Origin of the sequence: Verminephrobacter eiseniae EF01-2, assembly GCF_000015565.1 — a bacterium.
Taxonomy (GTDB): domain Bacteria; phylum Pseudomonadota; class Gammaproteobacteria; order Burkholderiales; family Burkholderiaceae_C; genus Acidovorax; species Acidovorax eiseniae.
This window is the reverse complement of sequence record NC_008786.1, coordinates 1,818,027-1,833,650: the sequence shown is the minus strand read 5'-3', so window position 1 is coordinate 1,833,650 and position 15,624 is coordinate 1,818,027. Positions and strand designations below refer to the sequence as shown.

Below are 15,624 nucleotides of genomic sequence, written 5' to 3'. Positions count from 1 at the left end.
ACGCGCCTGGGGGCCGGGGGTGTCTCATTGCCGCGCGGCGTTGGCATCGGCCACCGTGAGCGCCGTCATGTTCACGATCCGCCGCACCGTGGTGCTGGCGGTCAGGATATGCACGGGCCGGGCCGCTCCGAGCAGCACCGGGCCGATGGCGATATTGCCGCCGGCGGCGGTCTTGAGCAGGTTGTAGGAGATATTCGCGGCGTCGATGTTCGGCAGCACCAGCAGGTTGGCATCGCCCAGCAGTTCGCTGTGGGGCATGGTGGCCGCGCGCGCCTTGCCGTCGAGCGCCACATCGCCGTGCATTTCGCCGTCCACTTCCAGCCACGGCGCCTGCGCGCGCAGCAGTTCCAGCGCCTGGCGCATCTTCACGGCGCTGGGCTGGTTGCTGCTGCCAAAGTTGGAATGCGACAGCAGCGCGGCCTTGGGGCGGATGCCAAAGCGCATCATTTCCTCGGCCGCCAGCACGGTGATCTCGGCCAGTTGCCCGGCGCTGGGGTCGTAGTTCACATGCGTGTCCACCAGGAACACCTGCCGCTCGGGCAACAACAGGCCGTTCATGCAGGCAAAGTTGTTCACGCCGGCGCGCTTGCCTATCACCGGCTCGATGTAGTTCAGGTGGTGCGCGGTATGGCCCCAGGTGCCGACGATCAGGCCATCGACCTCGCCCTGGTGCAGCAGCATCGCGCCGATCAACGTCAGGCGGCGGCGCATCTCGATCTTGGCAATCGACACCGTCACGCCCTTGCGCTCGGTCATGCGGTGGTAGGTCTGCCAGAACAAGCGGTAGCGGTGGTCGTTTTCGACGTTGACCACGTCATAGTCGCGCCCTTCCTGCAGGCGCAGGCCGAACTTCTCTATGCGCCGGGCAATGATGGCCGGGCGGCCGATCAGCGTCGGGCGCGCAATGCGCTCGTCGACCACGATCTGCGCGGCGCGCAGCACCCGCTCTTCTTCGCCCTCGGCGTAGGCGACCCGCTTCTTGGCCGCGCTCTTGGCCGCCATGAAGATCGGCTTCATCATCGTGCCCGAGGCGTAGACAAAGGTCTGCAAGTGATCGCGGTATGCGTCCATGTCGGCGATCGGGCGCAGCGCCACGCCGCTGTCGGCCGCTGCCCGGGCCACGGCCGGCGCGATCATCATCATCAGCCGCGGGTCGAAGGGCTTGGGGATCAGGTACTCGGGGCCGAACGCCAGCGCCTCGCCGGCATAGGCGGCCGCCACGACCTCGCTTTGCTCGGCCTGGGCCAGTTCGGCAATCGCGTGCACGGCGGCGATTTCCATCTCCGGCGTGATGGTGGTCGCGCCGCTGTCCAGCGCCCCACGGAAGATGTACGGAAAGCACAGCACATTGTTGACCTGGTTCGGATAGTCCGAGCGGCCGGTGGCCATGATGGCGTCGTCGCGCACGGCCTTCACCGCCTCGGGCTGGATCTCCGGGTTCGGGTTGGCCAAGGCAAAGATCAGCGGGCGCGCCGCCATCTTGCGCACCATGTCCGGCTGGAGCACGCCGCCGGCAGACAGCCCCAGAAACACATCGGCCCCCTCGATCACCTCGTCGAGCGTGCGGGCGCTGGTCTTTTGGGCAAAGACGATCTTGTCATCGTCCATCAACTCGCTGCGGCCCTGATAGACCACACCCGCCAGGTCGGTCACCCAGATGTTCTGGCGCGCAATGCCCAGCTTGACCAGCAGGCCCAGACAGGCCAGCGCCGCAGCGCCGGCGCCCGAGGTCACCAGTTTGACCCGGGCCGGGTCCTTGCCCGCCACCTTCAGGCCATTGAGGATGGCCGCGCCCACGGTGATGGCCGTGCCATGCTGGTCGTCATGGAAGACCGGTATCCGCATGCGCTCGCGCAGCTTGCGCTCGATGTAGAAGCAATCCGGGGCCTTGATGTCTTCCAGGTTGATGCCGCCGAAGGTGGGCTCCAGGCTGGCAATGATCTCCACCAGTTTCTCGGGGTCTTTTTCGTTGATTTCGATGTCGAACACATCGATGCCCGAGAACTTCTTGAACAAAACCGCCTTGCCTTCCATCACCGGCTTGCTGGCCAGCGGGCCAATGTCGCCCAGGCCCAGCACCGCCGTCCCGTTGGTCACCACGCCCACCAGATTGCCCCGGCTGGTGTACCTGAAGGCCGCGTTCGGGTCCTTGGCGATCTCTTCGCAGGGCGCGGCCACGCCGGGCGTATAGGCCAGCGCCAGATCATGCTGGTTCAGCATCTGCTTGGTGGCAGCGATGGCGAGCTTGCCCGGCTTGGGAAACTCGTGGTATTCGAGGGCGGAGCGGCGCAGCTGGGCGCGCCTGTCCGGGTGCGGGGTTTGGTCATGGGCCATGGTGTTCTCGGGCATTTGATGTCTCCAACTCGGGGGGTGCGAAAACCATGCCGTCGGGCCGCGCCTGCCGCCGGCCTTGCAAGGGACTGCCCCCGCTGTGCAAGCGGTCTGCGCGATTGTAGGGGCCGGCTCGCTGGAGCACCTTCGCCTTCGGCTGCGGTATGAGCGCCTTCGGGCGGCCGTGCGGCAATCGCTGGAGCACCTTCGCCTTCGGCTGCGGTATGAGTGCCTTCGGGCGGCCGTGCGGCAATCGCTGGAGCACCTTCGCCTTCGGCTGCGGTATGAGTGCCTTCGGGCGGCCGTGCGGCAATCGCTGGAGCACCTTCGCCTTCGGCTGCGGTATGAGTGCCTTCGGGCGGCCGTGCGGCAATCGCTGGAGCACCTTCGCCTTCGGCTGCGGTATGAGTGCCTTCGGGCGGCCGTGCGGCACTCATGTCCCTTCCCCTTGCGCGGCATGGCCGGGCTGCTGCAAGTGCAAGTGTGTGGTGGCCCGTTGCGAAAAACACACGAAAAACGCGGAAGAAAGCACACCCGTGGCGGGCAGCCCATGTCATTGCCGCGTATCTTTCGTGTCCATCCATTGCCGCTTTTTTCCGCCCGTTGCCAGCGCCAAACCGCTTGGCAAAACCCGCGCCGCCCCGGTGCCCGCGACACACACCCATGGTCTTTGGCATGGCGGCCCCGGGCGGCTGTGCATAATGACCAACCTTTTCACTTACCCACCCACCTTTGCATGCCAGTACCCGCAGTGCCATCCGAACTCCGACAGGCTCTGGCAAAGCTCACTCCTTTTTTCTGGCGGGCCTTCGTATTTGCCACCATTGGCGGCCTCCTGGTTCTGGGGCCGACGGTCTATATGTTCGAGGTCTACGACCGTGTGGTGAACAGCCGCAACGAGCTGACCCTGGCCATGCTGACCCTGATCGTGCTGCTGGCCATCGTCGTGATGGAGCTGCTGGAATGGGCGCGGGCCGAAACCCTGCGGGAAGCCGGCGCCGCGCTGGACCAGGCGCTGGCCCCCCGGATTTTCAACGCCATCCATGTGGCCCACCTGAAGCAGGGCGCCGCCCTGGGGGTGCAGCCGATGGTCGATCTGCGGGTCGTGCGCGACTTCTTCCATGGCCCGGCGCTCGGGGCGGCGATGGAAACGCCAGTGGCGCTGATTTTGCTGATCCTGCTGTTCGTGATCCATCCGCTGCTGGGCTGGGTGGCGCTGGCCGGGGCGGTGTTGCAAACCGGCGTTTCGTGGTTGAACGAGCGCAGCACCAGCCCCGTGATGCTGGAGGCCAACCGGTCCGACATGGGCGCGAGGACCTACGTGGACGGCACCTTGCGCCACAGTGATGTGGTTGCGGCCCTGGGCATGGAACAAGACATGCGCCGGCGCTGGCTCAGGCTGTACGACGAGGGCCTGGGGCTACAGTCCCGGGCCTCGGACAGGGCGGCGGTCTTTCAGTCCATTGGCAAGTTTTTCCAGACCACGCTGGCTTCGGCGCTGCTGGGCCTGGGCGCCTGGCTGCTGCTGCGCAACCAGTTGCCCGGCGGGCCGGGCATGATGATCGTGGGGTCGGTGCTGGGCGGGCGTGTGCTCGCGCCCTTGGTGCAAGTGGTCTCGCAATGGCGCGCCGTGATTCAGTTGCGCGGGGCCTGGGAGCGGCTCGAGCAGATTCTGGAACGCCAGCCGGCGCCCACGCCCAACATGCCCTTGCCCCGGCCGCAGGCGCGGGTGGCGGTGGAAAATCTGGTCGCCGGAGCCAGCGCCGGCGCAGCGCCGTTCATCAAGGGCCTGTCGTTCCGGCTCACCCCGGGCGAGGTGCTCGGGGTGCTGGGCTCATCGGCCTGCGGCAAGACCACGCTGGCGCGCATCCTGATGGGGCTGTGGCCGCCGCTGGGCGGCAGCGTGCGGCTCGATGGCGTCGATGTCAGCATCTGGGACAAGGCCGAGCTAGGCCCCCATGTGGGCTATGTGCCGCAGGAGGTCGATCTGATCGATGGCACGCTGGGCGAGAACATCGTCCGTTTTGGCGAGATCGACGGGCAGGCGATGTACGACGCGGCCCAGGTCGTGGGCCTGCACGCATGGATCACCTCGCTGCCCCTGGGCTACGACACCCCGGTGGGCGAAGCCGGGGTGATGCTCTCCGGCGGTCAACGCCAGCGCGTGGCCCTGGCACGGGCCTTTTACGGCTCGCCGGTGTTCGTGGTGCTCGATGAGCCCAATGCCAGCCTGGATGAAGCCGGCAACCTCGCCCTGGCCGAGGCCCTGCGCACCTTCAAGGCGCGCGGCACCACCATCGTGGTGATGACCCATCTGCAGAGCGTGCTGGCCGTGACGGACAAACTGCTGGTGCTGCACGCGGGCATGCAGCAGGCTTTCGGGCCGCGCGATGAAGTGCTGGCCATGCTTCAGGGCCGTTCTGCGGCGGTGGCATCTGCGGCCTCCACGGGTTCCGTAGTGACCGTCGAGGCACAGGCTTCCTGAATGAATCAACCTCTCCTGCGAACCGACCCCATGTCCACCAGTGGCTCCCCCGCGCGCAGCGAAATCGCCCAAGCCATCACCAGCCTGCGCCATGCCTGGATCACGCTGGTCATCTTCAGCATGGTCGCCAATGTGATGATGCTGGCGCCCACGCTGTACATGCTGCAGATTTATGACCGGGTGCTGGCCAGCCAAAACATGCTGACTTTGCTGGTGGTATCGCTGATCACGCTGTTTTTCTTTGCCGTGATGGCATTCGCCGAATGGGCGCGCTCCTGGTTGCTGGTGCGCACCGGCGTGCGGCTGGACCGAATGCTGCGGCAGCGGGTGTTTACGGCCAGTTTCGTGCGCGGGGTCGCCGGCGCCAGCGCCCAGCGCGCGCAGCCGTTTGCCGACCTGACGGAGTTGCGCACGTTCCTGACGGGGCCGAGCATCTTTGCCTTCTTCGATCTGCCATGGGCCCCGGTCTACATCGCGGCGCTGTTCATGCTGCACCCCTTGCTCGGTGGTGTGGCGCTGGGCTTTGCGCTGATTCAGGCGGCGCTGGCCTGGTTCGGCCACCACCGCACGGTCGCTCCGCTGGAGGCGCTCGCCGCAACCCAGACCAAGGAATATGCCTACCTGCATGGCAAGCTGCGCAATGCGGAGGCCATCGAAGCCATGGGAATGCTGCAGTACCTGCGCCACCGCTGGCAGTCATTGCATGCCCGCCATGTCGGGCAGCACGCGGTGACGCAGGGGATGACGCACCGCGTCATGGCCTGGAGCAAATCGGTGCGCTATGCGCAGCAGTCGCTGGCACTGGCGATCGGAGCCTTGCTGGTGATCGATGGCCAGTTGACGGTGGGCGCGATGATCGCGACCAATGTGCTGATGGCCCGGGCACTGGCGCCGATCGACCAGTTGGTCGGCACCTGGCGCGGCTTTGTCGGGGCCCGCGCCGCGTATCGTCGGCTCCGGCAATTGCTGGCCGAGCATCCGCCCTTGCCGGCCGCGTCCAAACCGGCGCGTCTGCAAGGAAATGTGCAACTGCGTGGTCTGCAGGCCACCGCGCCGGGCCGGACGGTGCCGATTCTCCAGCACATCGACATGCGCGCCAGCCCGGGCACATTGACGGTGGTATTGGGCCCTTCCGGTTCGGGCAAATCGACGCTGGCGCGGGTGCTGGTCGCCGCCTGGCCGACTTGCGGCGGGGAGTTGCTGCTCGATGGCCGGCCGATCACGGACTGGAACCAGCAGACCCTGGGCCCGCAGGTGGGTTATCTGCCGCAGGACACGGCCCTGTTCGGCGGCTCCATCGCCGAGAACATCGCCCGCTTTGCCCAGGTCGACCCCGCGAAAGTCATCGCCGCCGCCCGGCACGCCGGCCTGCATGAGTTGGTGCTGGGCTTTCCCAAAGGCTATGACACCTTGATCGGCGAGGGGGGGCGCTTGCTCTCGGGCGGCCAGCGCCAGCGCATCGGGCTGGCGCGTGCGCTGTACGGCGACCCGGCGTTGCTGGTGTTCGATGAGCCCAATGCGCACCTGGACGAAATCGGCGAAGCCGCGCTGCTGACAGCCATCAGCGGGCTCAAGGCGCGCGGCAAAACCATCCTGATGGTGACCCACCGGGCCGGGGTGCTGGCGCAGGCCGACCAGGTACTGGTCATGCGCGCCGGCCGCATCCATTTCCAGGGGCCGCGTGATCAGGTTTTTGCACAGATGAACGCCGAGCGCGAGGACGACCCGCCGCCGGCTGCGAACGGCCTGCCCGCTCTGCTGCCAGCCTGAAGCCTGTCGTGAACACCGTGGGCAGCCTGCATTTTCAATCCGCACCTTTTTGAACCCTCCATCCATGGCCAGCACCGACCCTTTCGCACAAGCATTCCCGGTATCTTCCGTGCCCGGGATTCGCAACGTCCCCGAGCCGCCACCGTCCGACACCGGGCGCGCGGCGCGCATCGGGCTGTGTGTGCTGGGCCTGGGGCTGGGCGGCTTCCTGCTGTGGGCCACGCTGGCCCCGCTCGACGAAGGCGTGCCCAGCCAGGGCGTGGTGACGCTCGATACCAAGCGCAAGCTGGTGCAGCACCTGACCGGGGGCATCGTCAAACAGGTCTTCGTGCGCGAGGGGGATATGGTTCAGGCCGGCCAGCCCTTGATCGAGCTCGACGATGCGGTGGCCAAGGCCAACTATGAGGCGGTGCGCCAGCGCTATCTCGGCCTGCGCACCGTGCAGAGCCGACTGCTGGCCGAGCAGACCGGGGCCGCCAAGATCAGTTTCCACCCGGACCTGCAGGCCGCCGCCGACGACCCGCTGATACGCCAGCAGATGCAGTACCAGGAGCAGCTGATCTTGTCGCGGCGCGCGGCCTTGCGCGCCGACCTGCAAGCCATCGAAGAAAGCATACAGGGCCAAAAAGCCTTGCTGCAATCGTATGCCGGCATGTTGACCAGCCGGCGCGGACAACTGGGCCTGCTCGAAGATGAACTGCGCCACACGCGCGAACTGGTCAAGGAAGGCTACACGCCGCGCAACCGGCAACTGGAGCTCGAGCGCATGGTCGCCGAGTCCAACCTGTCGATCACCGACCTGCTGGGCAATACCATGCGCACCCAGCGCTCCATTGGCGAGATGCGCCAAAAAGCCTTGGCGCGCGAGCAGGAATACCGCAAGGAAGTCGAATCCATGCTCGGCGACGTCACCCGCGACGTTCAGTCGGACACCGACAAATACCTGGCACTCAAGGCCGACCTGGAGCGCATCGAGATCCGCTCGCCGGTCTCCGGCCAGGTGGTGGGCCTGGCGGTTCAGACCGTCGGGGCCGTGATCCAGCCCGGGCAGCAATTGATGGGCATCGTGCCGCCGGACGCACCGCTGCTGCTGGAAGCGCACATTGCCCCGCACCTGATCGACAAGCTGCGCCCCGGCCTGCATGCGGACGTGCGTTTCTCGGCCTTCGCGCATTCCCCGCATCTGGTGGTGCAAGGCGAGCTCGCGTCGGTATCGGGCGACCTGCTGACGGATGCGCAATCCGGCGTGTCGTACTACCTGGCGCGCATCAAGGTCACGTCCGAAGGCATGAAAACCCTGGGCCAGCGCCACCTGCAGCCCGGCATGCCCGCCGAAGTAGTCATCAAAACCGGCGAGCGCACCATGCTGACCTACCTGCTCGGGCCCTTGCTCACCAGACTGTCGCACTCGTTGAAGGAGGAATAATTCATGGCCATCCTCGGCAGCACAGCGCAGAACAAATCGTCTTGGCGGGCTGGCATGGCGGCCCTTGGTCTCTTGCTGGCCGGACCGGCCTCGGCCATAGACCTGCTGCAAGCCTACCAGGGCGCATTGGAACAAGACGCCACCATCCGCGCCGTCCGGGCGGGGGTGCAGGCCAGCGGTGAGCGGCTCGTGCAGGCCCGGGCCGCGCGCTACCCCTATATCGCGTTCAGCGCCGGCTACAACCGCAACGAACTGAGCAAAGCGGCGGTGGATGACCAGCATTACCCGAGCAGCAACACCACACTGAGCTTGCGCCAGCCCATTTACCGCAAAGGCCTGGCGGTCGACCTGGAGCAGGCGCAGCAGATACGGGCCGAGGCCGACGCACAGCTCGACCGTGAACTGCAAAACCTGAGCGTGCGCGTGACCGACGCCTATTTGCAACTGCTGTACGCCCATGAGTACCTGACCCTGATGCAGGCGCAGAAAACCGCCACCACCACCGGGCTCGATGCCGCGCGCAAGCTGCTGGCGGCCGGCAACGGCACGCGCACCGATGTCGACGAAGCCCAGGCCAGACTGGACATGGTGACCGCCCAGGAGCTCGAAACCCGGCAACAAGAGGAGTACGCGCGCCGTCAGTTGCAGACGCTGATCAACCAGCCGGTCGACACCCTCAGCCCGCTCGATGAAGCCAAGTTCCTGGCCTGGTCGCCGGCGCAGCGCAGCGTGCAGGAATGGCTGCAGCAGGCCGAAGACAACAGCCCGGAAATCCGGCAGATGAAAGCACGCCTGGAGGCCGCCCGGCTGGAGATCGACAAGGCACGCAGCGGGCATCTGCCCACACTGGACGCGCTGGCCCAATGGACCAACAGCGGCAGCGAAAACGTCTACAACCCCGGCACCCGTTACATACAACGCTCGATCGGTCTGCAATTGAACGTGCCGCTGTACTCCGGCGGCTCGGTCAGCTCGACGGTGCGCCAGGCCGTGGCCGAACAAATGCGCACCAGCGAATTGCTGGAGGCCACGCGCCGCGATCTCAGCCTGCGCATCCACACCGAGTTCCGTGGCGTCAGCGAAGGGCCGTTGCGCATCCATGCGCTGGATCAGGCCGCACGCTCGGCAGCCCAACTGGTGCTATCGGCCCGCCGCTCGCTGGCCGGCGGCTCCAGAACCCTGATGGACGTGCTCAATGCCGAGCAGCAAAAGGAAATGGCATTGCGCGACCTGGCCCGGGCGCGCTACCTCTTCCTGATATCCTACGTGCGCCTGCAGGCCCTGTCCGGCGGCGACAGTGCTGCCAGCATTGCGGACGTGAATGCGCTGCTGCAGACACCCTGACAGAACCTGCCGAATTCATGCAGACCTGGCATTTCCAGCTTTATCGGGGGACAGGGGCGCGCATATTCCATTAACTTTTTGGAGTTGAGCAAATGGCCTCTTACGCTCCAGAATTTCTTTCCTTGGCATTGATTCATTTTCTGGCGGTAGTGGCTCCAGGCCCGGACTTTGCCATCACCATCAGTCAGAGTGTGCGGCACGGCAGAAGCGCCGGAATTTATACGGCATTGGGCATAGGCGCAGGCATATCGGTTCATGTGATATATACGATCCTCGGTATTGGTGCATTGATGCATGCCAGCACCGTTTTGATGAATGCTGCGAGAATCATCGGCGCGCTTTATATCTGTTATCTGGCAGTCAATTTGCTGCGCGCCCAACCTGCCGTTGCAGATGATTCATCAGACATTCAAGGCAAGGCTGAAAATCAAACCAATGGCAAATCCTTTTCCATTGGCTTTTTCACCAACGCCACCAACCCGAAGGCAACACTTTTCTTTTTGGCTGTGTTCACTACCATGGTAAGCGCCACCACCCCCTTGTCCATTCAGGCCGGATACGGGGTGTGGATGTGCGCAGTCAATGCTTCCTGGTTTGTGATCGTTGCGTTGTTTTTCTCAAATCCAAAGGTAAGGCAATCATTTCTCAAAACCGGGTACTGGTTTGAAAGATGCATGGGCGGATTGCTGTTGGCATTTGCAATGAAACTGCTGTGGGGCATGACATCTTGAGCCGTCGGGCGACTGGCGCCAGCCAGGGCAGGCCGCGCAACGCCATCGCGACCGGCCCGCCGGACGACACCCTCCGTCTGGTATTCAGGCCCGAGCAGCAGGATATGCCCCGGCTCTTTTGGGGCGCACACAATGCAATGGCATGGGCTTTCGAGGTGATCAAATCACCAGCAGGCCATCCATTTCGTCCAGGACTTGGCGGGAAAGTCTGCGGACATCGACGGGTGGAACCTGCGCCACATGCACCCGCTCGTGCTCAGGAACATCGACCCGGACGAAGCCGGCCGCCATCGCCGCGAGAATGTCGTCATCAGCGGCGCGGGTACGACGCCACCGGATCATGTCCATCTGCCGGAAGTCATTGCAGAACCCATGGCGTGGTACGGCGCCGAGGCCCCATCGCTGCACCCGATGGGACGCGCCTGCCGGTGACACACGAGGTTCGCCGAAATTCATCCATTCCTCGACGGGAACGGGCGCACGGGCAGGCGGCTGATGAACTTTGAGTTGATACGCGAGGGTTTTTCCCCTCCGGCCATCGTCGAGACAGCGGATCGGCTGGCCTGCTACGACGCGCTGGACAAGGCGTGTGTGACGCGGGACTGCGAAGACATCACGCGGATGGTGGCCGAAGGGGTTGCGCGGTCATTGGACATTTGCCTCGATGCCGTGACGGGACACCAGCCGGAACCCCTGCCGGGTGAGCGCGCTGGCGGCGATCACGGCGGTTCACCTCGAACGGATGCACATGCCGAAGAAGGCGCTGATCGCCGTGGCCGGGCTGCCAGACTCCCGGCGCAGGCCGCCCGGAGATATCGGGCAGATGGATCACTGGGGCACCCGCGCCTTCGGCTGCGGTATGAGCGCCTTCGGGCGGCGTTCATGCCGACGCCTGGCGCAACGACACCGCAGCGCGCTGCACGGCGCGGATGATCGCGACATGCGTGCCGCAGCGGCACAGATTGCCGGCAAGCTCCCGGCGGATGGCCGCCTCATCGGGGTCGGGATTGCGCTCCAGCAAGGCCACCGCCATCATCACCATGCCGTTGAGGCAATAGCCGCATTGCGCGGCCTGCGCGTCGACGAAGGCTTGCTGCACCGGGTGCAGCGCGCCGCCGTTGCCACCGCCCGGGCAGTCCTTCGAGCGTGGTGATGGCGCGGCCGGCAACCCCCCGGGCCGCAATGACACAGGCGCGCGCGGCCACGCCATCGACCAGCACCGTGCACGCGCCGCATTGCCCCAGAGCGCAGCCGTACTTCGGGCCGTTGAGTGCCAGATCGTTGCGCAACACCTGTAGCAGCGTGGCGCCGGCACCCGGCGCGGGCATGGCGTAGCGCTGGCCGTTGACGCAAAGGTCGACGCTGTGATCGGCGTCGTGCATGGCAGATCGGTTCAGATCGGAACGGGCGCAGCCGCCAGCGCCTGGCGGCACAGCGGCGCCTGCGCCGCCCGGTTCAGTGGCGTTCCGACCAGAGCTTGCCGCCGGTGGCCCAGTTTTCGCGCTTGATGTCGGTGATCAGGATGTCCACCGCCTCGGGCGATCCGCCCAGCACCTGCACGCTCACGCGGGTGATTTCTTCCACCAGTTTCTTCTTTTGCTCGACCGTGCGGCCTTCCATCATCTCGATGTGGTATGTGGGCATGGCGGACTCCTGAGGACAAAAGCGCAAATCATATCGGCGCCGGCGCGGGCCGATCGGCCCAGGCGCCGCAGGCAGCACAGATGCAGACCTGGCCGCGCAGCCCTTCGGGCAACGCGGCCAGGGCGCAGGGGGCCATGCACCAGCAGCTTCGGGCCGGCTGGCCGGACGCCAGCGCGCACTGGTTCGGCTGGCCGCACAGGGGGCAGCGCAGCGGGTGCGGTGCTGCGGGCTTCATCCCGGAAGATGCATCGAAAACGGGCGCTGGCGCATGGCTCATGAGCGCCTTTGGCCATCTTTTTGGTAGCTACTGGGCATGCTCAGGCGGCTGGCGCTGCCGGGGCCGCCTTGCGCTGCTGGCGCCAGGCATGCAGCAGCGGTTCGGTATAGCCGCTGGGCTGGGCCAGGCCCTTGAAGACCAGATCGCAGGCCGCCTGGTAGGCCAGGCTGGTCTCGAAGTGACCGGCCATCGGCTGGTACAGCGGGTCGCCGGCGTTTTGCCGGTCCACCACCGCCGCCATGCGCTCGAAGGTGGCGCGCACCTGGGCTGGCGTGACCACGCCATGGAGCAGCCAATTGGCAATGTGCTGGCTGCTGATGCGCAGCGTGGCGCGGTCTTCCATCAGGCCCACGTTGTGGATGTCGGGCACCTTGGAGCAGCCCACGCCCTGGTCCACCCAGCGCACCACATAGCCCAGAATGCCCTGGACGTTGTTGTCCAGTTCCTGCTGCTTTTCGGCCTCGCTCCAGTTCGCTTGGGCGGCCACCGGCACCGTGAGCAGGCCGGCCAGCAGATTGTCGTGCTCGGCGTTGGCGTCGATCTTCTCCAGCGCGATCTGCACCTCGCTGACCTTCACCTGGTGGTAGTGCAGCGCGTGCAGCGTGGCGCCGGTCGGGCTGGGCACCCAGGCGGTGTTGGCGCCGGCCTGGGGATGGGCGATTTTCTGCCGGAGCATGTCGGCCATCAGGTCGGGCATGGCCCACATGCCCTTGCCGATCTGCGCCTTGCCGCGCAGGCCGCAGGCCAGGCCCACCAGCACATTGTTCTTTTCGTAGGCCTGGATCCAGGCGCTGGCCTTCATGTCGCCCTTGCGCACCATCGCGCCCGCGTGCATCGCGGTGTGTATCTCGTCGCCGGTGCGGTCCAGAAAACCGGTGTTGATGAAGGCCACGCGCGCGCTGGCCGCAGCAATGCAGGCTTTGAGGTTCACGCTGGTGCGGCGCTCTTCGTCCATGATGCCCAGCTTGACGGTGTGCGCCGGCAGCCCCAGCAATTGCTCGACGCGGCCGAACAGCTCGTTGGCAAAGCCCACCTCGACCGGGCCGTGCATCTTGGGCTTGACGATGTAGACGCTGCCCTGGCGTGAATTGCGGATCTGCGCAGCGCCTGCGCCATGGACTTTGCGCAGGTCATGCAAGGCGATGGCGGTGGTGACCACGGCGTCCATGATGCCTTCGGGAATCTCGCGCTGCCGGCCCTGGGCGTCGGTGTACCGGATGGCCGGGTTGGTCATCAGATGGCCCACATTGCGCAGGAACATCAGCGAGCGCCCATGCAGCCGCACTGTGCCGCCCCGGGGGCCGGTGTAGATGCGGTCGGGGTTCAGGCCGCGGGTGAAGCTGCGGCCATCCTTGGTCAACTGCTCGGTCAACGTGCCCTGGATGATGCCCAGCCAGTTGCTGTAGCCCAGCAGCTTGTCCCGGGCATCGACGGCGGCCACGGAGTCTTCCAGGTCCAGGATGGTCGACAGGGCCGCTTCGAGCACCAGGTCGCTCACGCCCGCCGCATCGGTCTGGCCGATCGGGGTGCTGCGGTCGATCCGGATGTCCAGGTGCAGGCCGTTGTGCTGCAGCAGCACCGACGACGGGCTGGCGGCGTTGCCCTGGTAGCCTTTGAACTGGCCGGGGTGTGCCAGGCCGGTGCTGGCGCCGCCCGGCAGCGCCACCAGCAACTGCCCGTCGGCCACGCGGTAGCCGGTCGCATCCCGGTGCGCGCCGCTGGCCAGCGGCACATGCTCATCGAGCACCTGGCGCGCAAAGGCAATCACCTTGGCGCCGCGCACGGGGTTGTAGCCCCGGCCCTTGGCGGTGGCGCCGGTGTCGGGGATGACATCGGTGCCGTACAGCGCGTCATACAGGCTGCCCCAGCGCGCATTGGCGGCATTGAGCGCATAGCGCGCGTTCAGTATCGGCACCACCAACTGCGGCCCGGCCTGCGTGGCCAGTTCGTCGTCGACACCGGTGGTGCTGGCCTGCACCTGGGCGATGGGGGGCAGCAGGTAGCCGATCTTTTCGAGGAAACTGCGGTAAGCCGCCATGTCTCCGATCGGCCCGGGGTTGGCCTGGTGCCAAGCGTCCAGCGCAGTCTGCAAGCGCTCGCGCTCGGCCAGCAGCGCCAGGTTGCGCGGTGCCAGGTCGACCACGATGGCCGCAAAGCCCTGCCAGAACGCAGCGCTGTCGACGCCCGTGCCGGGCAGCACCCGGTCTTCGATAAAGCGCAGCAGGGGTGTGGCCACTTGCAGGCCGCAAACGGTGGTGTGGTCGGTCATGGGAGTGCTTGGCAGGATGGTGGATGGATGGGGATGAAAAGTGATGCAAGTGACGGTGCCGCCCGATGGGCAACGGCGCAGCCTGGTGTCGCACCATCGGACAGATGTCGCAGGCTGCGCGCAGTCATCGGAGCGCAGCGCAAGGCGTAGCGCGCAGCCAAGACCCGGCCCTCTGCGCGGGCGCTGTCGGCCGGCGGGGCTGCCCGATCGCGGTCGCTCATTGCATTTTCCCGGCAGGCGCCAGCCCTGGCGCTTTCAGCGCACCGAGTCCGGCAGTTCGATCTTGACCTCCAGCACTTCCAGGTCGTCCTGGCGCTCCAGATGCACCGTCAGGTGTTCGGGGTTGATCTTCACGTACTTGGAGATCACGGCCACCAGTTCGCGCTGCAGCGCGGGCAGGTAGTCCGGCTCGCAGGCGTTGCGGCCGTTGCGTTCGTGCGCCAGGATGATTTGCAGGCGCTCCTTGGCGATGCTGGCGGTCTTTTTCTTTTCGCCGAGCAGGAAGGACAGGAAAGAAGCCATGGCTCATCTGCTCCCGAACAGGCGTTTGAAGAAACCGGGCTTGTCGGCATCGATGAAACGCAGCGGCTTGTCGGTCGCGCCCAGAAAGCGCTCGATCACGTCCTTGTAGGCTTCGGACACATCGGTACCCTGGGCATGGATGGCCGGCAGGCCCTGGTTGGACGATTGCAGCACCACTTCGGACTCGGGGATCACGCCGATCAGCGGGATGCGCAGGATGTCCTGTATGTCTTGCAAGCTGAGCATCTGCCCGTCTTGCACGCGGCCGGGGTTGTAGCGCGTGATCAGCAGATGTTCCCTGATCGGCTCGTCGCCTTCGATGGCGCGCCGGGTCTTGCTGCCCAGCATGCCCAGGATGCGGTCCGAGTCGCGCACCGAGGACACTTCGGGGTTCGTCACCAGCAGCGCCTCGTCGGCGAAATGCATGGCCATCAGCGCACCGCTTTCGATGCCGGCCGGCGAGTCGCAGACGATGTAGGCAAAGCCCATCTCGGCCAGGTTCTTGAGCACCTTTTCGACGCCGTCCTGCGTCAGCGCGTCCTTGTCCCGGGTCTGGCTCGCGGCCAGCACGAACAGCTTGTCGCACTGCTTGTCCTTGATCAGCGCCTGGTTCAGGTTGGCCTCGCCGTGGATCACGTTGATCAGGTCATACACCACGCGGCGTTCGCAGCCCATGATCAGATCCAGGTTGCGCAGACCGACATCGAAGTCGATCACGGCAGTCTTGTGGCCGCGCAGGGCCAGGCCGGTGGCAAAGCTGGCGCTGGTGGTGGTCTTGCCAACGCCCCCCTTGCCGGAGGTCACGACGACGATTCTGGTCATGTG

The 15,624-nt window shown here is 65.8% G+C and carries 12 protein-coding genes and 2 pseudogenes; 6 read left to right on the top strand and 8 right to left on the bottom strand.

What is annotated here, in order from left to right; translation table 11 throughout:
* Positions 1-24: 24 nt before the first annotated feature.
* Positions 25-2,349, bottom strand: coding sequence for an NADP-dependent malic enzyme (locus VEIS_RS08020; protein WP_011809410.1), 2,325 nt, complete (start codon positions 2,347-2,349; stop codon positions 25-27).
* 733 nt (positions 2,350-3,082) lie between these two features.
* On the opposite strand from VEIS_RS08020, the gene VEIS_RS08010 reads away from it, so the two are divergent.
* The 5 genes from VEIS_RS08010 (at position 3,083) to VEIS_RS07990 (ending at position 10,087) form a co-directional block, all read left to right on the top strand.
* Complete coding sequence (locus VEIS_RS08010; protein ID WP_232287879.1) at positions 3,083-4,816, top strand: type I secretion system permease/ATPase; 1,734 nt, start codon at positions 3,083-3,085, stop codon at positions 4,814-4,816.
* Positions 4,817-6,586, top strand: coding sequence for a type I secretion system permease/ATPase (locus tag VEIS_RS08005; protein ID WP_011809408.1), 1,770 nt, complete (start codon positions 4,817-4,819; stop codon positions 6,584-6,586). It abuts the gene before it with no gap.
* Positions 6,587-6,650: 64 nt separating this feature from the next.
* Complete coding sequence (locus VEIS_RS08000) at positions 6,651-8,012, top strand: HlyD family type I secretion periplasmic adaptor subunit (RefSeq protein ID WP_011809407.1); 1,362 nt, start codon at positions 6,651-6,653, stop codon at positions 8,010-8,012.
* A 3-nt stretch (positions 8,013-8,015) separates the two neighbouring features.
* On the top strand, positions 8,016-9,356 hold the full coding sequence (locus tag VEIS_RS07995) for a TolC family outer membrane protein (RefSeq protein ID WP_011809406.1): 1,341 nt from the start codon (positions 8,016-8,018) through the stop codon (positions 9,354-9,356).
* 92 nt (positions 9,357-9,448) lie between these two features.
* Positions 9,449-10,087 carry a LysE family translocator gene (locus VEIS_RS07990; RefSeq protein ID WP_011809405.1) on the top strand — a complete coding sequence of 213 codons (639 nt, stop codon included), beginning with the start codon at positions 9,449-9,451 and terminating at the stop codon, positions 10,085-10,087.
* 159 nt (positions 10,088-10,246) lie between these two features.
* On the opposite strand, the gene VEIS_RS07985 is transcribed toward VEIS_RS07990, so the two are convergent.
* Positions 10,247-10,435 (bottom strand): hypothetical protein, encoded by a 189-nt coding sequence (locus VEIS_RS07985; protein WP_041949891.1) that lies wholly within the window; start codon positions 10,433-10,435, stop codon positions 10,247-10,249.
* A gap of 93 nt (positions 10,436-10,528) precedes the next feature.
* On the opposite strand from VEIS_RS07985, the pseudogene VEIS_RS31535 reads away from it, so the two are divergent.
* Positions 10,529-11,020 (top strand): annotated as a pseudogene (locus tag VEIS_RS31535) (Fic family protein); the annotation flags it as partial.
* On the opposite strand, the pseudogene VEIS_RS07980 reads toward VEIS_RS31535, so the two are convergent.
* The 6 genes and pseudogenes from VEIS_RS07980 to minD all read right to left on the bottom strand — a co-directional run bounded on the left by VEIS_RS07980 (position 10,968) and on the right by minD (position 15,621).
* Positions 10,968-11,469: pseudogene (locus VEIS_RS07980) on the bottom strand ((2Fe-2S)-binding protein). The pseudogenes VEIS_RS31535 and VEIS_RS07980 overlap by 53 nt on opposite strands.
* A 73-nt stretch (positions 11,470-11,542) precedes the next feature.
* Positions 11,543-11,731: a 4-oxalocrotonate tautomerase gene (locus tag VEIS_RS07975; RefSeq protein ID WP_011809402.1), complete on the bottom strand. Its 189-nt coding sequence runs from the start codon at positions 11,729-11,731 to the stop codon at positions 11,543-11,545.
* A 28-nt stretch (positions 11,732-11,759) separates the two neighbouring features.
* Complete coding sequence (locus tag VEIS_RS07970; RefSeq protein WP_011809401.1) at positions 11,760-11,966, bottom strand: cysteine-rich CWC family protein; 207 nt, start codon at positions 11,964-11,966, stop codon at positions 11,760-11,762.
* An 82-nt stretch (positions 11,967-12,048) separates the two neighbouring features.
* A complete protein-coding gene (locus VEIS_RS07965; RefSeq protein WP_011809400.1) occupies positions 12,049-14,277 on the bottom strand; it encodes a malate synthase G in 2,229 nt (742 codons plus the stop codon).
* Between the two features lie 255 nt (positions 14,278-14,532).
* The gene (gene minE, locus VEIS_RS07960) at positions 14,533-14,799 is read right to left on the bottom strand and encodes a cell division topological specificity factor MinE (protein WP_011809399.1); all 267 of its coding nucleotides are present in this window, start codon (positions 14,797-14,799) and stop codon (positions 14,533-14,535) included.
* A 3-nt stretch (positions 14,800-14,802) separates the two neighbouring features.
* Complete coding sequence (gene minD, locus VEIS_RS07955) at positions 14,803-15,621, bottom strand: septum site-determining protein MinD (protein ID WP_011809398.1); 819 nt, start codon at positions 15,619-15,621, stop codon at positions 14,803-14,805.
* Positions 15,622-15,624 lie beyond the last annotated feature (3 nt).